We start from the raw sequence: 21,333 nt of genomic DNA on the forward strand, positions 1-21,333 counted from the left end.
GTCAGTTGGGGGCGGGGCCGTTGTCGACCAGGCGGAAGCGGGTGGTGACCGGGGCGTCGCCGGCCTCTTCGAGGATCAGGCCTCGGGTTGGGGAGTTCTGGAGGTAGGCGGAGTTGCTGCTGATCAGGTACGTGCCTCCGGCAGCGGGGTCGAGTGAGAAACGCTGTCGGGGTTCGTCCTGGTCGCAGGGGACGCCTTCGACGCGTAGTGGCTGGCTGCCTTCGGAGCGGACCTCCCAGCAGATGTCGGTCAGGTCGGTGTCCGGGTCGGCGGCGGTGCGGATCTGGTAGCTTTCGGGGCCCTGCGGCGTGATCACGAACAGCCGCCGGCCCTCGACGCCGTCGACCTCGGCCAGCCGGCCGTCGTCGAGCATGGACACCGCCGACTCGAAGGCCTCGGTGCGCACGATGGCCACCTGACGGGTGCCGGACAGCAGCCGATCGGTGTTCGGCGGCACCGCGGCGGAACTGCTCGGCGCGGCAGGGGAACTGCTCGGCGCCGCGGGTGAGCTGCTGGGCGTTCCGGGTGAGGCCGTGGGCGAGGAGGACGGGCTGGACGACCGGACGCTGGGGTCGGCGGAGGGTTCGGTGACGGTGGAGGGGTCGGCCGGACCGATCGGGGTCGGCTGCGTGGGCTCGCCGAGGCGGGCCAGGGCGACACCCGCACCGAGCGCGACGACGGCGGTGGCGGCCAACGCCACCGAGGCGGTACGGCGGCGGCGACGCCTGATGTCACCGCGTCGCCGGATGTCGGTGGCGGCCCGGATCCGGCCCTCCTGCCCCCCGTCGTGCGCCAACGCCCGCAGGGCGTCGTCGAGCTGGTTGTCGAAGCTCACCGCTGCCGCCCTCCGTCCATCTGGGAACTGCTCTCCTCGGTCAGGTGGGCGGCCAGGGCCCGACGGCCCCGGGCCAGCCGGGTCTTGACGGTGTTCTCGTTGCTGCCCACCTCCGTAGCGATCTCGGTGACACTGAGACCGACCAGATGGTGCAGCACCACCACCCGACGCTGCTCGGTGGGGATCCGCCGCAGGGCCGTCACCACGGCGACATGATCGACCGAGGTGGCCGCCACCTGCTGCCCGGTGGCGTCCCGCCGGTGGGCCCGCAACCGGTTCACGGTCTTGCGCCAGGCGCTGACCGCCACCCGGTAGGCCACCCGGCGTACCCAGGCCTCCGGGCTGTCGCACTCGCGCACCGAGGACCACCGGTCCCAGGCCCGGGCGTACGCCTCGGCCACCGCATCCTCGGCCTCGGCCCGGTCGCCGATCATCGCGTACAGCTGACCCAGCACCCGCTGCACGGACCCGGAGTAGAAGGCATCGAACTCCGCCGCGTCACGCATCGATACAAGTCTCCCACCCGACCGGGTTGAATGAGCAAACTGCCTGGTCACGCCGCTGGCGACCCGACCCGAGGTGGGTGGCCGGGTCGCCGCGCGGGTCATTTGCGCGGGGCCGGTCCGGTGTCGTTGAACCGGAAGCTGCGCAACGGCGCCGCGTCACCCAACTCCTCCAGGATCAACCCGGAGCGCGCCGAATCACGCAGGTACGCCCACCGGTTGCTGATCACATACTCGCGGGGGCCTCCCCCCTCGGCGGGGGCGATGACGAACCGCTGCGCCGGGTCGCCCGCCCGGCAGGTGGCACCCCGCACATACAGCGGCTGGGTGTTCTGCGGGTTGTGCGACTGCCAGCAGACCGGCTTGCCGGTGCCGCCACCGTAGTACGCCTTGATCAGGTACTCCCCCGCGCCCAGCGGAGTCGGCACGAACACCTGCCGTCCCTCGGCGCCGTCCACCTCGGCCAGTCGACCACCGTCGAGCAGGGACAGGCCGGACTCGAAGGCCCCCACCCGCACGATCGTGACCCGACGCTCGCCGGACAGCACCGGATCGGGGCTCGCGGTCGGCTTCGGCTTGGGCTTCGCGGCCGGCGGCTGCGCCACCGCCACCACCTCAGCCGCCGTCCCCGCCTCAGCCGCCGGCTTTACCGCCGACGCCGTCGCCTCCCCGGCCGGCGAGGTCGCCCCGTACATCATCGCGGTGACGCCGGTCAGCGCCACCAGACTCGCCCCAGCGAGCCACCTACCCAGCACCACGGTTGCCTCCCGGTGGTCCCGACCGCTGTCGCCAGCAGCCCCGTCGGCGGCCGGTCCTCGGTCGATTCATCCTGATGACGCCCACGTCGGGCGGTGGGTTTCACCCCTGCGTCGGATTTCTCCGACATGAAGCACCTTCCCCAATCGGTGATCAACGCACTACGGTGGGTGCGCTACGACAGGCCGCGACCGGGGGGCAGCATGGCGGAGTTCGACTACATCGTGGTCGGTGCCGGCGCTGCCGGTTGTGTACTGGCCAACCGACTGACCGAGGACCCGGGCACCCGGGTCCTGCTCATCGAGGCCGGCGGCTGGGACCGCAGCCCCTGGGTTCGCATCCCCAAGGGATTCAGCCGGCTGATGGACGACCGGCGCACCGCCTGGCACTATCCGGCGCAGGTCCGCGCCGGCCAGCAGGAGATCTGGCAGCGCGGCCGGCTGATCGGCGGGTCCAGCTCCATCAACGGCATGGTGTACGGCCGGGGCGACCGGATCGACTACGACGAGTTGGAACGGCTCGGCAACCCCGGCTGGGGCTGGGACACCATGCTGCCGATCTTCAAGCGCCTGGAGGACAATCCGCTCGGCGCCTCCGAGGTACGCGGCACCGGCGGACCGTTGCGTCTTTCCACCGCCACCGGCACCGACGAGGTCTGCGAGGAGGCCATCGCCGCCGGGGAGAAACTGGGCTGGCGCCGGGTGGACGACCTCAACGCCACCGACGACGAGCGCATCGGCTACCTGATGGCGACCATCCGCGACGGCCGCCGCAGCAACGCCGCGGACGCCTTCCTGCATCCGGTCCGCAACCGCCCCAACCTCACCGTCGTGGTCGACACCATCGTGGTACGCCTGCTGGTCGAGAACGGACGCGCCATCGGGGTACGCACCCGCCGAGGCGGGCAGGACCTCGACCACCGGGCCACCGCCGAGGTGATTCTCGCCGCCGGGGCGCTGGCCACCCCGCAACTGTTGCAGGTCTCCGGCATCGGCCCGGCCGACACCCTGCGCCGGGCCGGGGTCCCGGTGCTGCTGGACAGCCCGCGGGTAGGGATCGGGATGCGGGAGCACCGCACCACCCCCCTCCAGTTCCGGCTGACCGGCCGGGCCGGCTACAACGCCCGCCTGCGCAGCCCGCTAGGGCAGGCCCGGGAGATGCTGCGGTACCTGTCGACCCGACGAGGACTGCTGGCCCTGCCGGTGTACGACGTCGGGGCGTACTTCCGCTCCGCCCCGGAGGTGACACATCCGGACGCCCAACTGCTGCTGGCCCCCTTCTCGGCGGCGCCCCGGCGACCCGGGCGGGCCCTCGAACTGGAAGCCGAGGCCGGGCTGATGGCCCAGGTCACGGTGACCCGACCGGAGAGCGAAGGCAGCCTGGCCATCACCTCGGCCGATCCCGGCACCCCACCGGCGATCGTGGCGAACTACTTCACCGCCGACCACGATCGGCGGGTCGCCGTCGGGGCCTTCCGGCGGGTCCGGGAGCTGTTCGGCACCGCGCCGATCGCTGGGCGGATCGTGGCCGAGACCCTGCCCGGAACGGCCGTACAGCAGGACGAGGAGATCATCGAGGCTGGGCTGGCCCAGGGCTACTGCGGGTACCACGCCGTGGGCACCTGTGCGATGGGGCCGGGCGACGACTTCGTGGTGGACCCCCGGTTGCGGATACGCGGGGTGGAGGGTCTGCGGATCGTGGACGCCTCCGTACTGCCGATCCTCGTCTCGGGCTACCTCAACGCCCCGGTGATGGCCCTGGCCTGGCGCGCCGCCGACCTGATCCGCGCCGACCGCTGACCTGCCCCGGCCTGCCCCACCCTGGCCGACCCGACCGGCCTGACCTCGCCGTGCCGACCCTTCATGCCCCCCGCCGCTGGTGGTTCCCCGTCGAACGGCAGCCGGTGGTGCCCGCTGCACCACCCGTAGAGCTTCCTAGGCAGATAGGTTGCGGGGCTGGCGCCCGGTGCGGGTGCCGCCGTACCCCTCGGTGGGTCCTGATCCAGTGGGCAGGCTGGGGGTGCGAGGATCGGTGAGGACAGGCTGTGACCTGCCTTACCAATGGCTGGACCGGGAATCAGGTCGGCGATCTGAGGTTTGCAGCCAGTTGTGACGATCGCACCGCTACCTGCCCTGACCGCCCGACCGGTGGAGACGACCCGATGACGACTGTCGACCCCGCCGTCGCGCCGCCGCCGGTGATGCCCGGCGACCTGATGAGCCCCCGGCAGCGCCTGCGATTGATCCTCGTACTCGGGTCGCTGATCGCGGTGGGGCCGCTGACCATCGACATGTACCTGCCGGCGCTGCCCGCGATCGTCGACGACTTCGGGACCAGTTCGGCGGCGGTGCAGTTGACCCTCACCGGCACCCTGATCGGTCTGGCCCTGGGTCAACTGCTGATCGGTCCCCTCTCCGACGCCTTCGGCCGTCGGAAACCCCTGATCGCCGGCACCGCCCTGCACATCGTCGCCTCGGTGTGCTGCGCACTGGCCCCGAACGTCACCGTCCTCGGAGGGTTGCGGGTCGTGCAGGGCCTCGGCGCGGCGGCGGCCGCCGTGATCGCCACCGCCGTGGTCCGCGACCTGTTCACCGGTACGGCCTTCGCCCGGATGCTCTCCCGCCTGCTGCTGGTGATGGGGGCCGCACCGGTGCTCGCCCCCACCCTCGGCAGTGAACTGCTGCGCTGGACCCAGTGGCGTGGCGTGTTCGCGGCCCTGGCGGTCTTCGGCGTACTGCTGATGCTCATCGCTCTGCTGGGCCTGCCGGAGACCCTGCCGCCCGCGCGGCGGCAACGCGGCGGGCCGGCGCACATCGCGCGGCTCTACGGATCCCTGCTGCGCGACCGCGCCTTCGTCGGCTTGATCATGGTCGCCGGGTTGGCCATGGCGGCCCTGTTCGCCTACGTCGCCGGGTCCTCCTTCGTGATGCAGGAGCAGTACGGGTTGGACGAGCAGCAGTTCGGGCTGGCCTTCGGTGCCGGTGCCATCGGGTTGATCGCCGCCACCCAGGGCAACGTACGACTGCTGCGCCGCTACACCCCGCAACGGATCCTGCTGGTCGCCCTGCTCGCGGGTACCGGCGCGGCTGTGGTGCTCGTCGCGCTCGCCCTGACCGGTTTCGGCGGGCTGCCGGCGCTGCTGGCCGCGCTGTGGTTGGTGCTGGCCGCGACCGGCCTCGCCCTGCCGAACGCGCCGGCGTTGGCGCTCAGCCGGCACGGCGAGGCGGCCGGTACCGCCTCCGCCCTGCTCGGTGCGGTGCAGTTCGGGGTAGGTGCGGTGGCCGCCCCGCTGGTCGGGGTGCTCGGCAACGGGGCGGTGGCGATGGCCGCGGTGATCGCCGGCGGTCTGGCCTCGGCGCTGGTAGCCCTGCTCGTCGTGGCCCGGCCCGACCAGCACGCTGTGGTGGAGGCGGAGCCGGTGGCCGTCGCACTGCACTGATCCTGGCGCCGGTGCGTCCTCGGCCGGTCACCGCGATCCGTGCACGCTCTCAGCTCGACAGGGCGCGCGTCCGAAGCTCGTCAGGGCGCGCGTCCGGCAACGACGGCCCGCATCGCCGGAGAAATACAAAAAGCAGGAAGCGGTCGCTTCCTGCCACTCTTAACTTATAGCGCACATGGGGTCTTGCGGCAAGACCCGGGTGATGCCGCAGAATCTGCGACCGAGGCCACGAGCTGCGGAAACGGAGGGGAGATCTCCCTACCGTGCGGCAGCGCGCGATGGCCGACTCATCCACTCCATGTGAACGGGCGGCGCATGTTTGACGTGATCGTTGTAGGCGGCGGACCGACCGGCCTGATGTTGGCCGCAGAATTGCGGCTGCACGGGATACAGGTCGTCGTCCTGGAGAAGGACGCGGAGCCGACCAGTTTCGTCCGGTCGCTCGGCCTGCACGTACGCAGCATCGAGGTGCTGGACCAGCGCGGACTGCTGGACACCTTCCTCGCCAACGGCCAGCGGTACCCGGTAGGTGGGTTCGCCGCCATCGACAAACCGGCGCCCGAACTGGACAGCGCGCACGCCTACATACTGGGGATCCCGCAGACCAGCACCGACCGGCTGCTCGCCGAGCATGCCGTGGCCGTCGGGGCGGACCTGCGGCGCGGCTACGAAGTGGTCGGGCTGAGCCAGGACGAGCACGGGGTCACCGCCGAACTGGCCGACGGCACCCGGTTGCGCGCCCGCTACCTGGTCGGCTGTGACGGCGGGCGCAGCACCGTACGCAACCTGCTCGGGGTCGGTTTCCCCGGCGAGCCGAGCCGGGTCGACACCCTGCTGGGTGAGATGGAGGCGGATGCCCCGCTGGACACGATCGTCGCCAAGGTCACCGAGATCCGCAAAATCCAGAAGCGGTTCGGTCTCGGGCCCATCGGCAACGGGGTGTACCGGGTCGTCGTGCCCGCCGAGAAAGTGGCCGTCGACCGGACCGTCGCGCCGACGCTTGACGAGTTCAAACAGCAACTGCGGGCGTACGCCGGCACGGACTTCGGGGTGCACTCGCCCCGCTGGCTGTCGCGCTTCGGCGACTCCACCCGGCTGGCCGAGCGTTACCGGGTGGGCCGGGTGCTGTTGGCCGGCGACGCCGCGCACATCCACCCCCCGACCGGCGGGCAGGGCCTCAACCTCGGCATCCAGGACGCCTTCAACCTCGGCTGGAAACTCGCCGCCGAGGTGAACGGGTGGGCGCCGGAGGGGCTGCTGGACAGCTACCACACCGAACGGCATCCGGTAGCGGCCGAGGTGCTGGACAACACCCGCGCGCAGATGGAGTTGCTCTCCACCGAGCCGGGCCCGCAGTCCCTGCGCCGACTGCTGTCGGAGCTGATGGACTTCGAGGAGGTCAACCGCTACCTGACCGAGAAGATCACCGCGATCCGGGTGCGGTACGACTTCGGCCCGGGGCACGACCTGCTGGGCCGACGGATGCGGGACGTGTCGCTGGGCCGGGGACGCCTCTACGAGTTGACCCGCAGCGGCCGTGGACTGCTGCTCGACCAGACCGGCGAGCTCTCGGTCGCCGGATGGGCCGACCGGGTCGACCACGTCGTCGACACCAGCGCCGAGTTGGAGGTGCCCGCGATCCTGCTGCGGCCCGACGGCCACATCGCCTGGGCCGGTACCGACCAGCAGGAGCTGCTGGCCCAGCTACCCCGCTGGTTCGGTACCCCGACCGATTGACGCGATGTGCGAGCATCGCCCGCATGTCTGAACTGACCGTGCGATCGATGACCGAGGCCGAGTTCGACCAGTGGCGGGCCGGCATCGTGCGGGCCTTCGCGGACGCGCAGGTGGCGGCCGGCAACTGGCCCGCCGAGGAAGCCCAGGAACTGGCCCGACAGAACAACGCCACCCTGTTGCCGGAGGGTTTCGGCACCCCCGGGATGCTGTTCCTCACCGGTGAACTCCACGACGGGACCTCGATCGGGGTGTTGTGGATCGGCCTCACCCATCCCCGTGGGGTCCCGGACTGCGCCTTCCTCTACGACATCGAGATCGGTGCGGCCCACCGTGGGGCGGGCCACGGGCGGACCCTGCTGGCCGCCGGTGAGGACGCGGTTCGCCGGCACGGGGTCGGCGCCATCGAACTCAACGTCTTCGGGGACAACGCCCGCGCCGTCGGGCTGTACGGCAGTTCGGGATACCGGGTGGTCACGCAGCAGATGCGCAAGACCCTGGTGGCGCAGCAGTGAGGTGAACGGATCACGCCGTGAGGCCGCCCCACCGGGATTCGGCGGTGCGGCCTCACGGGCTCATGTGCGGCAGAGTCAGGACACCGAGGCGGGGAACCTCTCCCAGACCCGGTGGTTGGTCATCAGTTGTTGGACGGTGTCGAAGACGTCGTCGCCGGAGTCACCGGTGACCACACCCGGGCTGCCGGTGACACCGGCCTGGTCCAGGACGGTGACGCCGGTGCCCCACGCGCCGATCGCCTTGGCGTGCCGCCAGACCTCCTCGACCAGCAGCAGCACCCGGGGGTCGATCGTGGCGGAGTTGGCCGCGCCGGCCTTGGCGTCCCGGGCGGGCAGGGCGTCGGGGGCCGGTGGCGGCGCGGCGGCTAGCAGCAGGGCGTCGAACTCCACCGAGCGGCCGGTGGCGAAGGTGCGCTGCACCGGCAGATCGCCGATCATGCCGCCGTGCCCGGCGATCAGCAGGGGCACCATGTCCGCGGCGAAGACGGCGCGACGTACCTGATGAATGGTGTCCAGGTCGCTGTCGTCGGTCACCACGATGCCGACCATCCGGCCGTCGACCGGCCACTGCCGGCCCACCTGGGACAGCGCGGGGCTGGGGGTGACCTCGGCCAGCGGCACGGTCGGCTCCGGTGCGGGCAGTCCCAGGCCGGTGGCGACCTGGGCGCAGAGCACCGGGTCGATGTTGGCCAGGCATTGCAGCTGACGTTCCTTGATCGCCTGGTGGTAGCACTTGCCCAACTCGAAGGTGTAGGCCCGGATGATGTGTTCCTGCTCGACCGGGGACATGCTCAACCAGAAGAGTCGGGCCTGGCTGAAGTGATCGTCGAAGGAGGCCGGGCTCTGCCGGACCTTGGGGGCCTGGGCCACCTGGACCGGTACGTCGACGAACGGGTGGTCGTCCTCTCCGGCCGGGAAGGGGTTGCCCCCGTCGAGGGAGTTCGGCCGGTACGGCGCCACCCCGGCGTGGATGGCGTGCTGGTGGAAGCCGTCACGCAGCATGTCGTTGACGGCGGCGTGCGGCCGGTTGATCGGGATCTGGGAGAAGTTCGGCCCGGCCAGCCGGGTCAGCTGGGTGTCGACGTACGAGAAGAGGCGGCCCTGCAACAGCGGATCGTTCGTCACGTCGATGCCCGGCGGCAGGTGGCCGACGTGGAAGGCCACCTGCTCGGTCTCGGCGAAGAAGTTCGTCGGGGTGCGGTTGAGCACCAGCTTGCCGATCGGCTGCACCGGGGCCAGTTCCTCCGGCACGATCTTGGTCGGGTCGAGCAGGTCGATGCCGGCGAAGGTCTCCTCCGGAGTGTCCGGGAAGACCTGGATGCCGAGTTCCCACTCGGGGAAGGCGCCGGCCTCGATGGCGTCGTAGAGGTCCCGGCGGTGGAAGTCCGGGTCGATCCCGTTGAGCAGTTGCGCCTCCTCCCAGACCAGGGAGTGCACGCCCAGCTTGGGCTTCCAGTGGAACTTCACCAACGCGGTCTCCCCCGCCGCGTTGACCAGGCGGAAGGTGTGGACGCCGAAGCCTTCCATCGTCCGGTACGAGCGCGGAATGCCCCGGTCGGACATGTTCCACATGGTGTGGTGCTGCGCCTCGGTGTGCAGGGAGACGAAGTCCCAGAAGGTGTCGTGGGCGCTCTGCGCCTGCGGAATCTCCCGGTCCGGGTGCGGCTTGGCGGCGTGGATGATGTCCGGGAACTTGATGGCGTCCTGGATGAAGAAGACCGGCATGTTGTTGGCGACCAGGTCGAAGGTGCCCTCGTCGGTGTAGAACTTGGTGGCGAAGCCACGGGTGTCGCGTACCGTGTCGGCCGAACCGCGCGAACCGAGCACGGTGGAGAAGCGGACGAAGACCTCGGTCTCGCGGCCCTTACGCAGGAAGCCGGCCCGGGTGACGTTCTCCGCAGTGCCGTACGCGGTGAAGATGCCGTGCGCGCCGGCGCCCCGGGCGTGCACGACCCGCTCCGGGATGCGCTCGTGGTCGAAGTGGGTGATCTTCTCCCGCAGGTGGTGATCCTGGAGCAGGACCGGTCCGCGTGGCCCCGCCTTCAGCGAGTGGTCCGTGTCGCGCAGCCGCGCCCCCTGCGCGGTGGTGAGGTAGGCACCCTGCTGACCCTTGGCCTTCGCGGGGACACCGGTCTTCGCCCCGGTGGGGGTACGGGTCTGCGGGGTGCCCTGCTCCGGCTTGGGTGGCAGGGGGTCGTGCGGGGTGGTCGGCTCCGCCAGGGACGGCGGGGCGCTGCCCGGGGCACCGGGCGCCTGCGGGGTCAGCGCCTCGGTGACCTTCTCGGCGGCTGACTCCACGACATCCTTGACCGCCTTGGCGGGGTTACGCGATTCCATCTCTGCGGGTACCTCCCTGGAACACAACGAGCAGACCCCAGGGGCGGTACCCGGGCCAGAGAGAACAAAACGGGCCGAAGGCACTCGACGCTGCCGTATGGATCACATCCGGCGGACCGGTCACCTGCCGGCCCGGCGGCTCAGCCGGGCGACCCGGTGAACTGATCGAAATAGGCCTTCATCGCCGGGTAGTAGTCCTCGAACGAGGGCATCGGGGTGTCGTTGTGGACGGCCAGGAGGCGATCCAGGTAGTACTCCCAGCCGGCCCCGATCTCACCGAGCCCCTCGACCGTGTCCAGGTGCTGGACGAAGCGCAGTTCCGTCCGCTCTCCCTGCGGGGTGAGCAGCACCTCCATCCGCCAGAGACCGGATTCGTCCTGGCTGGAGAGGGCGAGCCGGTGGGGTGGATCGCAGGTGTCGATCCGCATCTCGGACCACGGCTGTCCCTCCTCGAAGCCCATCTGCACCTGGATGCTTCGACCGGGTCCGGCCTGGCCGGACCAGCGGCCGTACCAGCGGGCGGTGCGATCAGGTTCGGTCAGGCTGGCCCAGACGTCGGAGATCGGGGCCCGAAATTCCCGGGTGACGACCAGGGCGGGACCGCTCTCGGTGTCGACGAGGCGTCCGGTTGGTATGGGAGTCAAGCTGTCCGCTCCTCACGGGATGTCGGCGAGCCGCCGGTGCGGCGCTCGCGGCGGGTACGGTGAACCTCGGTTTCCAGCGCGTCGAACCGGCGCTCCCAGGCCTCGGCCCGGGTGAACTGCGTCAGCCACTGGAGCAGATCGACCAGCCGGGTCGGGTCCAGCTCGTAGCGGCGCTCGCGGCCGACCACGGTGTCGCGCACCAGACCACTCTCCCGCAGTACGCGCAGGTGACGACTGACCGCCGGCCGGCTGATCTCGAAGTGCGCGGCGATCCGACCGGCCGTGAGCCGATCCTCCCGCAGCAGTTCCATGATCCGCCGACGCACCGGATCGGCGATGGCGGCCGCTATCTCGTCCACCGGTAAAGCGTAACCGATGGGTTACGGGTTTTCCATCGCCGCGGCGGGAGCGTGCGCAACGGCGATGACCACCTTCGCTCGGGCGTGTTCGCCCTCGAGGTAGCCGATGGCCTGGGGCACCTCGGCCAGGGGGTAGCTCCGGTCGATGACCGGGGTCAACTGCCCGGCTTCGGCGTACCCGCGGAGGGTGTCGAGGTGCGCGCGGCTGGGTGTCGTGGTCAGGACGGCGATGCGCTGCCGGACGAAGGGCGCCAGCAGCCGCCCCCGGGCCAGCAGCCAGACCGGCCCGAGCAGACTGCCGTCCCGGTAGACCCCTCCGCCGGAGAGCAGGAGGGTCCCGGTCGGGGTCACCGCGCGCCGCAGGGCGGCCAGCGAGCGGTTGCCGACCAGGTCGAACACCAGGTCGTGGCGGCGACCCGCGCGGGTGAAATCGTCGCGGGTGTAGTCGATGACGTGGTCGGCCCCCAGGGTGCGGACCAGGTCGACGTTGCGGGTGGAACACACCGCCGTGACGGTCACGCCGAGGGCCTTGGCCAACTGCACGGCCAGGGTGCCGACCCCGCCCGAGGCGCCGTTGATGAGGACCCGCTGACCCGGCTCGACCCCTCCGACGTCGGACAGCCCCATGAGGGCGGTGACCCCGGCCAGCGGCAGGGCGGCGGCCTGCTGCGGGGTCAGGTTCGTCGGCGCGGGCGCGACCAGGGTCTCCGGTACGCAGACGTACTCGGCGAACGCGCCGTTGGCGTCGCCGAGGTCGCCGAAGACAGCGTCGCCGGGGCGTACCTGGTGGACGTCGGGACCGACGGCGCTCACCCGGCCAGCGAAGTCGCGGCCACGGATGCGGGCCCGAGGCTTCGAGGGGCCGAAGGCCAACCGGGACATCCACGGGTCGCCCCGCACGATGTGCCAGTCGTACGCGTTGAGCGCGGCGGCCTCGATCCGCACGAGCACCTCGCCGGCGGCGGGCACCGGCACCTGGACCTCGGCCAGGTGCAGGGTCTCCGGCGGTCCGTACCGGTCCTGGACGATCGCTCTCATCATGACCTCCCCATCGGTAGGTGTACGGCGTACACCTGTGCGATTTGACGATAGGTGTACGCCGTACACCTGTCAAGGCGGTTATGGTTCTCCCGGCCCCCGGAAGACGAGGATCACGATGGCTGAGCAGGCAGGAACGCCCCGGCGGACGCCGCTGAGCAGAGACCGGGTCCTGCGCACCGCCGTCGCGCTCGCCGACACGGCCGGGATCGAGTCGCTGAGCATGCGCAACCTCGCCCAGGAGTTGGGCGTGGTGCCGATGGCGCTCTACAAGCACGTGGCCAACAAGGACGAACTGCTCGACGCCATGATCGACATGGTGGTCGGCGAGATCGACCCGCCGACGCCCGACGCCGACTGGAAGCAGTCCGTCCGGGGAGGAATCCTGTCGGCGCGGGCGGCGTTGCGACGCCATCCCTGGGCGGCGCTGGCCATCGAGTCCCGGAACATGGCGACCCCGGCGATCCTGGGCTACCTCGACTCGGTGGTCGCCACCCTGCGTTCCGGCGGCCTCTCCGCCGACCTGGCCCACCATGTGATGCACGCGCTGGGCAGCCGGGTCCTCGGCTTCAGTCAGGAGCTGTTCGACACCGCCCGGGACGCCGGCCGGTCCGGCCCGACCACCGTGCCGCAGCCGGCCGCCCTGCCGCCGGAGGTCGCAGCCCGGTTCCCGCACCTCGCGGCGATCGCCACGGCCGCCTCCCACGACGACGCCTCGGTGGTGGGATCCGGCTGCGACGACCAGTTTGAGTTCGAGTTCGCGCTGGACCTGCTGCTGGACGGCATCGAACGGTTGCAGCAGCAGGGATGGACCTCAGCGCATCGGTGAGAACGGTCGGTGCCGGCCGCGGCGCTCAGTCCGGCTGTTGTGGTCCGTCCGCCTCGGGTAGCCGGCCCTCGGCGGCGACACTGTCGGCGTACGCGGCCGCCTTCGGGTAGCGGGCGGGCAGCAGCGGCGGGTCGCGGTCGCGCTGGCTTCGTCGGGCGGCCTCGGCTGGTCTTCCTGGACGAGCCCACCACAGGTCTCGACGTGGACGCCCGGCGGGCCCTGTGGGAGGGCGTCCGTTCCTTCCACGCCGACGGCGGAGCCGTCCTGCTGACCAGCCACTACATCGAGGAGGTGGAGGCGCTGGCCGACCGGTCGTGGTGTTGGACCACGGCCGGATCATCGCCGACGACAGTGTCGCCGAGATCCGCGGCCAGGTCCGGCTCAAACGGGTCACACTGACCGACCCGGTGCTGCCCGCGCTGAGCGGGGTCGCCTGCACCCTTCGTACCCACCCGAGGCGCGACCGACCTGGTGCTGGTCGCGCTCACCGGAGAGTCCGTCGGGCCGCTGTCACTGGTGATGCTCGCGGTATGGCTCACGATCTTCGCCGGGCTCACCGTCTGGGGCCACCGCCGCGATCAGGTCCGCCGGTTCGACTGACAGGTTGGCTGAACACGCTCTACTGCTTCTGATCGATCAGCTTCCCAGGGCGTCGACCAGGGTTTCGACGAGCGCGGCGGCGTAGCGGCCGTCCGGGTCGAGGTCCGGGTCGTAGATCGTCACCTCAAGGCCGACACAGGCTGGGTTCGCGAGCAGCGGACGGAGCAACTCCACCAGATGCGGATAGTCCAAGCCGCCGGGGTCGGGCACGTCGGCGGCCGGCATGACCGCAGGGTCGAGCACATCGGCCCGTCAAGGTAGGCGATGCCGTAGCGGCCACGTAAAGGATTGAGCAGTCACCGCCCAACAGCATCAGGAAGCCTGCGCTGTCGAGGACCACGTTCACCCGCTCCGCCAGTCGGCGCGTGTACGTCGCGAGGGCGTCGGCGTTGAGCACACCGTCCCCCGGCCGCCAGCCACGGATGTCGTAGCGCGGCGGGACGACCACGCCACCGTCGTGCGCCCCGAGCCGGTCGAGCAGACGCGGCAAGCTGCCGGTACCCATTCATGGCGACAGCCGAAGAATGGACCCAACACCCGCCGGGGACCTCTGCCCCGTCGATGACACCCCGGCCTTCATCGCCGTGATAGATCCGAACGACTCCTGAACCTGCGACGGCGACGCGGTCGGATCACCGCCAGCGCGGTCAGCACGAACCCGAGCATTCCGGCCAGTCCCCAGGGCTGGTGGTCGGTACTCGCCGTCACCCGGCTCGCCGCTCCCGCCGTGACGATGTCGCCCTGGATCTGGTAATTGCCGACGGCGAGGGCCGGCAGGGTGACCGGCACCCGGATCTCACGTTCCTCCCCGGCGGCGAATTCGTCCGGGTCGGGTGGGATGACGAAGCCGGTCGGGTCCGGGCCTCGACCGACGCTGAACGACCAGGCCACGTTCACCGGTGCGGGCTGCTCGTTGCGCAGTCGCAGCACGAGCGTCCGGCGGGCGGGCGCGCCGAAGTGGGCGGTCCACCCGTCGGCGCGTTCCAGATGCGCCGCGAGGACGGTCGGGGGCCGGGTGGCCGCCTGCCGGACGGTGTCATCGACCGGTGCGGGTGCCCCGGTGACGACCAGCGGCGCGGTGGCCGACAGCGAGTTGTCCAGAGTGATCACTCGCACCTGGCAGGGACAACCGCCGGGTGGCGCCACGACGGTCAGCGGAGTCCCACCGGTGCCGCCAGCCGGCAGGTGGATCTGTGCCGAACTGTCCACCGCGCAGCGTGCCGGCGTGCCCGTGCCACACAGCTCGATGCGGACCGTACCGCCGGGCCAGCCGGTGAGCCGGACCAGCACCTGCTCCCCCGGCTTCGCCTCGGTCCGGTCCACGCCGACGTGAGGGCCGGGATCCGGGGCGCCGGTCAGGGCGAGGGCGGCGATCAGGGCGAGAGCGGAGGTCGGGAGCCTCACTTCTCGACCGTCGGCGGTCGACGCCGCGCCGAGCGCAGCCGGATGACCAGCAGCCAGCCGAGACCGGTGAGCAGGACGGCGGCCCAGACCCACGGTACGGCCCAGGTGCCGACGGTACGGCGCACCGTGGGCAGGATCTGGTCGGGGGTGGCCGGGTCGACGGCCACGGCGGCGGTCAGCCGACCGACTGGTGCCACGCCGTTGATCTGTTTGGTGATGGTGATCGCCGCGCCGGGCAGCAGTTCGGGCACGTCGACGGGTTCGGTACGGGCCAGCCGGAGACCGAACGGGGCGGTCAGGCGTACCTGGGTGGTGCCGGTCAGTCGGGTGTTACCGGTGTTGCGCAACCGGTAGCTGACCACGACCGGGCCGGTGCCGAACGGGTTGAGCGGGTTGTCGTAGCCGATCCGCATCGCCTCGACCTGGAGGCCGGGACGGACCGGGCCGGCCACCCGCAGGTAGATCCGGGCCGCGACCCGCCGGTCCAGGTTGACCTGTCCCCCGTCGCCGGCGGACTGCACCTGGGCGATCGAGGCGACCACGCCGCCGGCGTGGTCGCCGGGTGTGGCGTTGGCCGGCACGGTGATCTGGAACGGCAGGATCACCTGTTCCCCGGCGGGCACCCGGTAGGTCCGCTCGGCGAAGGTGGTCCAGGCGCCCACGTCGGTGGCGGGGCGACTGGCCGGTTGCAGGGCGAACCCGCCGTCGGTGGTGGTGAACGCGTCGGCGCCGTACACCGCGAAGGTCATCGCGCGTTTGCTCAGGTTGGTGATGGCGACCCGGTCGTCGATGCGCTGGCCGGGTTCGGCATCGTGGACGAAGTAGCTGCGCCCGGTGGGCCCGGACGGGCCGGAGGGCTGGACCGCCCAGGTGAAGCCGGTGGCGCTCGGGGTCGGGGCGGGTGCCGACGCGGCGGCCGGGCCGCCGGCCAGGACGGTGGCTAGCACGGTGAGGACCGCGGTCGCGGCGACCAGGTGCGGAGAAGGGCACCTCGTCATCAGTCTGCGCACAACAAGGTGCCCTTCCACGCGTCAGGACAGGGTCAGGGTGAGGGTGGCGGTGTAGTCACCCGGCGCGGCGGCGGGCGGGACCCCGAGGCGCAGGTCGGCACCGCACTGGAAGCTGCCGGCGCTGGCCCCGGCCCCGGCGGCGCACAGCGTACGGGCGCTGCCCAGGCCGTTACCCGGGTTGGCCGGGGCACCGGGGTTGACCACCCCGGTTGCGCCCACCAGACCGTCGGCGAGCACGGACGCGCTCGGCGTCCAGCCGAGGTTGTCGGCGGCGATGGCGCCACCGAGCGCGCTGGTGAACTCCTCCACCTGACCGACGACGTTCCAGCCGGCGTTGGTGCCGCGCAGGTCGCTGACCGTCACCGCGTGGAGTGCGCCGCCGGCGAAGGCGCCGGGGTGCACGGCGGACAGTGCAACGCTGCTGCCCGAGGCGGTCAGCGTCAGCGGGCCGGACTGGAGCACCTCGGCGGTGATCTCCTGCTCGGCGCCGCTCGGGCCACCGCCGAAGGTGATCGGGGTGAAGGTGTCCTGGCTGCGGTCGCTGGAGGCGTGCGCCGCGAAGGTCATCACGTAGCACTGGATCGCGGTGCAGTCGACGCTGTTGCCGTTGCCGTCGATGTAGGTCGGCACCAGGTCCAGGGTGGTGGAGAAGCTGCCGTCGGCGGGCAGCCGCACCTGAGCGGCGGACGACGAGGCGTTCTTGTGCACCCACTTGACCGGCTTGTAGGGACGCGAGTTCGTCCAGTAGTTCTCACCCTTGGGCCCGAAGGCCAGGTAGAAGCCGACGCCACCGTTGGCCTCCGGGTCGAACCCGGTACCGGTGACGGTGACGGTGGCGCCCTCAGGGTCGAGAGCGGCGGACGGGTTCACCGTCACCGACGGGGCGGCGGGAGCGCCACCGACGCCGGTGCTGAGGGTGAACGACGCCGGGTCGAGCACGGTGCCGGCGGTGAAGAAGCCGGAGAACGCGGTGGCCCCGGTCTCGGTGAGCGTGGTGGTGAGGTTGCTCCAGGAGGCCGTGCCGCCGGAGACCGTCGGGCTGGTCGTGGCGAGGGTGGCGATGGCCGCCTGCTCGATGCGCACCGGCTGGAAGCCGCCGCCGCTGGCCTGCAGGTCGACGTCGGCGAGCAGGGAGCCGCCGGCGCCGTCGAGGACCACGGTCGGGTTGGCCAGGGTGATGGTGAAGAAGTGCGCAGGGTACGAGAAAACCACCGTGCCGCCGTAGTTCACCGTCGTCGCTCCGGTGGCACTGTCGTACGTGCCGCCGGTGGCCGGGAACTTGAAGGTGCCGTCGGCGTTGCGGGTCGCACCGTCGGTGACCGCGATCGGCGGGTTGCCGTTGCCGGTCGACACGTACGCGCGGAATGAACTCTTGAAGCCCCAGTCGAGGCTTCCCCCGGTGACAGCGGTGGGTGCCGCCGTGGCCGGGGTCACCACGGTCAGTGCGGCGGCGGCACCGAGTACCGCGGCCGTCACCCACCGGTACGACCGTCGGCGAACACCGCCGGGTCTGGGTACGGACATGTGTCTTCCTCTCAGCAGGGGGAGGGCAGGGTTAGGTTAGGCTCACCTAACTTTTTGGAGAATCCCCCGAACGCCCTCTTGCGCGATTGGCAAGATCGACTTAGGTTAGCCTAACCATACCAACGGAGGTTAGTCATGCCTGCCCGCCTAGCCGCCGCCCTGGTCAGCGCGATACTGCTGGCCCTCGGCACCCTTCCGGCCAGCCCCGCGTACGCGAACACGGTCGGCGAGGGACCAAACGGTCAACGGCTCTCCGTCAGCAAGACGAGTGGGATTTCGCTCGTCGGCACCACCGTCACCGTCACCGGTTCCGGCTACGACACCAGCAAGGGGATCTACGTCGCGTACTGCGTCGACAACGGCGCGGGCGTGGCACCCTCACCCTGCGGCGGCGGCGTCGACACCACCGGCTCCACCGGCGCCTCGCACTGGATCTCTTCCAATCCACCCTCGTACGCCGAAGGGCTGACCGTCGCGTATGGCGCGGGCGGATCGTTCACCGTGCAGGTGAAGATCACCTCAAAGATCGGCGACGTGGACTGCACCACCGGCCGCTGCGTGGTGGCCAGCCGCAACGACCACACCCGCGCCTCGGACCGCTCCCAGGACGTCAAGGTGCCGGTAACCTTCGTCACCCCGGCCAGCCCGAGCGCACCCGCTGCCGCCCCGGCCGCACCCGCTCCCGCCGCGCCGACGAACACCTCCGCCGCGCCGACGAACACCTCCACCTCGACCACACCGGCCGCCACCGGCTCGGCGCCCGCAGCCATCGTCGGCTCGGCCGCCGCTGCCGGGGCCACCGACGCCGCCGGCGGCGAGGCCGCACCGGCACCCGGCGCCGAACAGCCCCTGCTCACCACGCAGGTCAGCGACACCTCCGGCGCGGGAGGCTGGTTCACCGCGGTCCTGGCGGGACTTGCCGTGCTGCTGGTCGTCGTGGTGGCGCTGCGGATGCGGGGCCGACGCCGGGAACAGCGATGAGAAGGTGCCTGACGCTGCTGACGCTGCCCGCGCTGCTCGGCCTCACCGCCTGTGCGCCCGCCGCCTCGACGGCGGCCCCGACGACGGGCTGCGGACCGACCACGGCCGTGGTCACCGACGTGGACATCGCGCCGATCGGCGTCGATCCCGGCAGCACCCTGCCGGCCACGGTCGCCTCGGCCGACGGCTCCAGCGTGACGGTCACCGACGCCAGCCGCATCCTGCCGGTGAACCTCTACGGTTCGATCGCCGAGATCGTGTTCAGTCTCGGGCTCGGTGACCGGGTCATCGGCCGGGACACCTCCACCACCTTCCCGGCCGCCAGCGACCTGCCCGTGGTCACCCCGGCCGGACACGACCTGTCCACCGAGGCCATTCTGCGCCTCAACCCCACCGTCGTACTCGCCGACGACAGCATCGGCCCGCCCGAGGTGCTCGCCCAACTGCGCCGCGCCGGCATCCCGGTGGTCCTCGTCGACGACGACCAGAGCCTGGCCGCCATCGGCCGCAACATCCGGACCATCGCCGCCGCGCTCGGCGTACCGGAGGCCGGGGAACTGCTGGTGACCCGGGTGGAGAGCGACATCGCCGCGGCCCGCCGGGTCGCACCACCCGACGTCGCACCACTGCGCATCGCGTTCCTGTACGTCCGCGGCACCGCCGGGGTCTACCTGATCGGTGGCAGGGGCGCCGGATCCGACGAGATGATCCGCGCCATCGGCGCCACCGACGCCGGCACCGAGATCGGGTTGTCCAACTTCCGCCCGCTGACCAGCGAAGGACTGATCAACGCGGCACCCGACGTCATCCTGGTGATGACCGAAGGGCTGGAGTCGGTCAAGGGTGTCGACGGGTTGCTCACCCTGCCCGGGGTGGCCCAGACCCCGGCCGGTCAGCACCGCCGCATCGTGGACATGGACGACGGGCTGCTGCTCACCTTCGGCGCGCGTACCGGCCGGGCCATCCGGGCGTTGGCCGACGCGGTGTACGGATCATGCGCGTGAGACGGGTAAGCCTGGTCGCGGGCCTCGCGGTCGCCCTGCTGCTGCTCTGCCTCGTCGCCGCCGGCACCGGGCAGGTCCGGGTCCCCCCGGCGGAGGTCCTCGGCTCGATCCTGCACCGCATCGGCCTCGACATCGGACCGACACCGAGCGCCACCCACGGCGAGAGCGCACTGTGGGTGGTGCGCTTCCCCCGGGTCGTGCTCGCCGTGATCGTCGGGGCCGCGCTCGGCTGTGCCGGTGCGCTGATGCAGGGCGTCTTCGGCAACCCCCTGGCCGAGCCCGGCGTCATCGGCGTCTCCTCCGGCGCGGCGGTCGGCGCGGCGACGGTCATCATCACCGGAGCGGCCACCTTCGGCGGCTGGACCGTGGCCGCCGGGGCGTTCCTGGGCGGTCTCGCCGCCACCGCCGTGGTCTACTCGATGTCGCGCGTCGGCGGGCGGACCGAGGTGGTCACCCTGGTGCTGACCGGCATCGCGGTCAACGCGGTGGCCGGCGCGCTGATCGGCCTGCTGATGTTCTTCGGTGACGCGGACGCCGTACGGGCCATCGCCTTCTGGCAGCTCGGCAGCCTGGCGCAGGCGAACTGGGCGGCGGTGGCGGTCACCGCCCCGTGCGCGGCGGTCGGCATCGCGGTCGCTGTCGCCGCCGCCCGCCGCCTCGACCTGCTCGCCCTCGGCGACCGGTCGGCCCGGCACCTCGGCGTCCACGTCGAACGGCTGCGGCTGGCGATGGTCGCGGTGACCGCCCTGCTCGGTGCCGCGGCCGTGGCCTTCACCGGGGTGATCTCCTTCGTCGGTCTGGTGGTGCCGCACCTGGTCCGGATGGTCGCCGGCCCCGGACACCGGCTGCTGCTGCCGGCCAGCGCCCTGGGCGGGGCCATCGTGGTCGTCGCCGGGGATCTGGCCGCCCGCACCCTGGTCGACTACCAGGAACTGCCGCTGGGCGTGTTGACCGCCGTGGTCGGCGGACCGTGCTTCTTCTGGCTGCTGCGCCGGACTCGGGCCCGAGCGGGAGGTTGGGGATGATGTGGGCTGATGTCGATCCGGACCAGATCGGCCTGCGGGTCGAGCGCCTGAGCATCCGGCGCGACACGCGACCGATCCTGTCCGAGGTGTCCCTCGCGGTGCGCCCCGGCGAACTGCTGGCGCTGGCCGGCCCCAACGGTGCCGGCAAGAGCACCCTGCTCGCCGCGATCTGCGGCGACCTGGCTCCCGCCACCGGCACCATCGAGTTCGCCGGCCGGCCGCTGACCCGTTGGGCACCGGTCGAGCTGGCCCGACTGCGCGCCATGCTGCCGCAGCGTGCCACCATGTCGTTCCCGTTCACCGTGGCCGAGGTCGTCGCGATGGGACGTGCCCCGTGGGCCGGTACGCGGCTCGCCGCCGAGGACGACGACGCGGTGGCCGAGGCGTTGCGGCTGACCGGGATGCAGGCGTTCGCCGGCCGGGTGTTCTCCGCGCTCTCCGGTGGCGAGCAGGCACGCGCGGCACTGGCCCGGGTGCTCGCCCAGCGCACCCCGATGCTGCTGCTGGACGAGCCGACCGCCGCACTGGACCTGCATCACCAGGAGTTGGTGCTCAGGCTGGCCCGCGATCGGGCCCGGCAGGGTGGCAGCGTCGTGATCGTGCTGCACGACCTGGGCCTGGCGGCGGCGTACGCGGACCGCATCGCGTTGCTGGCCGGTGGCCGGCTGGTCGCCGACGGGCCACCGGGCACAGTGTTCACCGCCGATCGCCTCAGCGAGGTCTACCAGCACGAGGTCGAGGTGCTGCCGCACCCGCACACCGGTGTCCCGCTCGTGCTGCCGGTACGCCCCTGACC

At 71.5% G+C, this 21,333-nt stretch carries 22 protein-coding genes; 11 read left to right on the forward strand and 11 right to left on the reverse strand.

Annotation, left to right across the window (positions count from 1 at the left end; translation table 11 throughout):
• Position 1: 1 nt before the first annotated feature.
• The 3 genes from OIE53_RS09250 to OIE53_RS09260 all read right to left on the reverse strand — a co-directional run bounded on the left by OIE53_RS09250 (position 2) and on the right by OIE53_RS09260 (position 2,096).
• Entirely contained in the window at positions 2–835 is an 834-nt protein-coding gene (locus tag OIE53_RS09250; RefSeq protein WP_327026182.1) for a hypothetical protein, read from the reverse strand.
• Positions 832–1,341: a sigma-70 family RNA polymerase sigma factor gene (locus tag OIE53_RS09255; protein WP_327026183.1), complete on the reverse strand. Its 510-nt coding sequence runs from the start codon at positions 1,339–1,341 to the stop codon at positions 832–834. The genes OIE53_RS09250 and OIE53_RS09255 overlap by 4 nt, the downstream gene beginning before the upstream one ends.
• Before the next feature lie 98 nt (positions 1,342–1,439).
• Positions 1,440–2,096 carry a hypothetical protein gene (locus OIE53_RS09260; protein ID WP_327026184.1) on the reverse strand — a complete coding sequence of 219 codons (657 nt, stop codon included), beginning with the start codon at positions 2,094–2,096 and terminating at the stop codon, positions 1,440–1,442.
• A 201-nt stretch (positions 2,097–2,297) separates the two neighbouring features.
• Here OIE53_RS09260 and OIE53_RS09265 point away from each other — a divergent pair, with 201 nt between their 5' ends.
• From OIE53_RS09265 to OIE53_RS09280, 4 genes are all read left to right on the forward strand, one after another.
• Complete coding sequence (locus OIE53_RS09265; RefSeq protein ID WP_327026185.1) at positions 2,298–3,893, forward strand: GMC family oxidoreductase; 1,596 nt, start codon at positions 2,298–2,300, stop codon at positions 3,891–3,893.
• A gap of 362 nt (positions 3,894–4,255) precedes the next feature.
• Positions 4,256–5,533: a multidrug effflux MFS transporter gene (locus tag OIE53_RS09270; RefSeq protein WP_327026186.1), complete on the forward strand. Its 1,278-nt coding sequence runs from the start codon at positions 4,256–4,258 to the stop codon at positions 5,531–5,533.
• A gap of 315 nt (positions 5,534–5,848) precedes the next feature.
• On the forward strand, positions 5,849–7,270 hold the full coding sequence (gene rox / locus OIE53_RS09275) for a rifampin monooxygenase (protein WP_327026187.1): 1,422 nt from the start codon (positions 5,849–5,851) through the stop codon (positions 7,268–7,270).
• Between the two features lie 23 nt (positions 7,271–7,293).
• A complete protein-coding gene (locus tag OIE53_RS09280; RefSeq protein ID WP_327026188.1) occupies positions 7,294–7,782 on the forward strand; it encodes a GNAT family N-acetyltransferase in 489 nt (162 codons plus the stop codon).
• 75 nt (positions 7,783–7,857) lie between these two features.
• Here OIE53_RS09280 and OIE53_RS09285 read toward each other — a convergent pair whose 3' ends face one another.
• From OIE53_RS09285 to OIE53_RS09300, 4 genes are all read right to left on the reverse strand, one after another.
• Positions 7,858–10,119 (reverse strand): catalase, encoded by a 2,262-nt coding sequence (locus OIE53_RS09285; protein WP_327026189.1) that lies wholly within the window; start codon positions 10,117–10,119, stop codon positions 7,858–7,860.
• Between the two features lie 140 nt (positions 10,120–10,259).
• Positions 10,260–10,763, reverse strand: a complete 504-nt coding sequence (locus OIE53_RS09290; protein WP_327026190.1) for an SRPBCC family protein — start codon at positions 10,761–10,763, stop codon at positions 10,260–10,262.
• Positions 10,760–11,122 (reverse strand): metalloregulator ArsR/SmtB family transcription factor, encoded by a 363-nt coding sequence (locus tag OIE53_RS09295; RefSeq protein ID WP_327026191.1) that lies wholly within the window; start codon positions 11,120–11,122, stop codon positions 10,760–10,762. Before OIE53_RS09295 ends, OIE53_RS09290 begins: the two co-directional genes overlap by 4 nt.
• Before the next feature lie 21 nt (positions 11,123–11,143).
• The gene (locus OIE53_RS09300) at positions 11,144–12,160 is read right to left on the reverse strand and encodes an NAD(P)-dependent alcohol dehydrogenase (protein ID WP_327026192.1); all 1,017 of its coding nucleotides are present in this window, start codon (positions 12,158–12,160) and stop codon (positions 11,144–11,146) included.
• 118 nt (positions 12,161–12,278) lie between these two features.
• On the opposite strand from OIE53_RS09300, the gene OIE53_RS09305 reads away from it, so the two are divergent.
• From OIE53_RS09305 to OIE53_RS09315, 3 genes are all read left to right on the forward strand, one after another.
• A complete protein-coding gene (locus tag OIE53_RS09305) occupies positions 12,279–12,989 on the forward strand; it encodes a TetR/AcrR family transcriptional regulator (RefSeq protein WP_327026193.1) in 711 nt (236 codons plus the stop codon).
• Positions 12,990–13,190: 201 nt separating this feature from the next.
• Positions 13,191–13,388, forward strand: coding sequence for a hypothetical protein (locus tag OIE53_RS09310; protein ID WP_327026194.1), 198 nt, complete (start codon positions 13,191–13,193; stop codon positions 13,386–13,388).
• 72 nt (positions 13,389–13,460) lie between these two features.
• Positions 13,461–13,589 (forward strand): hypothetical protein, encoded by a 129-nt coding sequence (locus OIE53_RS09315; RefSeq protein WP_327026195.1) that lies wholly within the window; start codon positions 13,461–13,463, stop codon positions 13,587–13,589.
• Positions 13,590–13,625: 36 nt separating this feature from the next.
• Here the strand turns inward: OIE53_RS09315 and OIE53_RS09320 are convergent, their stop codons facing one another.
• The 4 genes from OIE53_RS09320 to OIE53_RS09335 all read right to left on the reverse strand — a co-directional run bounded on the left by OIE53_RS09320 (position 13,626) and on the right by OIE53_RS09335 (position 17,527).
• Positions 13,626–13,814 carry a hypothetical protein gene (locus OIE53_RS09320; protein ID WP_327026196.1) on the reverse strand — a complete coding sequence of 63 codons (189 nt, stop codon included), beginning with the start codon at positions 13,812–13,814 and terminating at the stop codon, positions 13,626–13,628.
• Between the two features lie 351 nt (positions 13,815–14,165).
• Positions 14,166–14,993, reverse strand: coding sequence for a hypothetical protein (locus OIE53_RS09325; protein ID WP_327026197.1), 828 nt, complete (start codon positions 14,991–14,993; stop codon positions 14,166–14,168).
• Positions 14,990–15,991: a WxL protein peptidoglycan domain-containing protein gene (locus tag OIE53_RS09330; RefSeq protein ID WP_327026198.1), complete on the reverse strand. Its 1,002-nt coding sequence runs from the start codon at positions 15,989–15,991 to the stop codon at positions 14,990–14,992. The genes OIE53_RS09325 and OIE53_RS09330 overlap by 4 nt, the downstream gene beginning before the upstream one ends.
• A 33-nt stretch (positions 15,992–16,024) precedes the next feature.
• Positions 16,025–17,527 (reverse strand): HtaA domain-containing protein, encoded by a 1,503-nt coding sequence (locus OIE53_RS09335; protein ID WP_327026199.1) that lies wholly within the window; start codon positions 17,525–17,527, stop codon positions 16,025–16,027.
• A 135-nt stretch (positions 17,528–17,662) separates the two neighbouring features.
• Here OIE53_RS09335 and OIE53_RS09340 point away from each other — a divergent pair, with 135 nt between their 5' ends.
• Genes OIE53_RS09340 through OIE53_RS09355 form a run of 4 tightly spaced genes read left to right on the forward strand, consistent with a single transcriptional unit; the run spans position 17,663 to position 21,331 of the window.
• On the forward strand, positions 17,663–18,508 hold the full coding sequence (locus OIE53_RS09340; protein WP_327026201.1) for a hypothetical protein: 846 nt from the start codon (positions 17,663–17,665) through the stop codon (positions 18,506–18,508).
• Positions 18,505–19,512 (forward strand): heme/hemin ABC transporter substrate-binding protein, encoded by a 1,008-nt coding sequence (locus OIE53_RS09345; RefSeq protein WP_327026202.1) that lies wholly within the window; start codon positions 18,505–18,507, stop codon positions 19,510–19,512. The genes OIE53_RS09340 and OIE53_RS09345 overlap by 4 nt, the downstream gene beginning before the upstream one ends.
• Complete coding sequence (locus OIE53_RS09350) at positions 19,503–20,537, forward strand: FecCD family ABC transporter permease (protein ID WP_327026203.1); 1,035 nt, start codon at positions 19,503–19,505, stop codon at positions 20,535–20,537. Before OIE53_RS09345 ends, OIE53_RS09350 begins: the two co-directional genes overlap by 10 nt.
• Entirely contained in the window at positions 20,534–21,331 is a 798-nt protein-coding gene (locus OIE53_RS09355) for a heme ABC transporter ATP-binding protein (RefSeq protein WP_327026204.1), read from the forward strand. The genes OIE53_RS09350 and OIE53_RS09355 overlap by 4 nt, the downstream gene beginning before the upstream one ends.
• Positions 21,332–21,333 lie beyond the last annotated feature (2 nt).

This window comes from Micromonospora sp. NBC_01739 (assembly GCF_035920385.1).
GTDB lineage: Bacteria > Actinomycetota > Actinomycetes > Mycobacteriales > Micromonosporaceae > Micromonospora.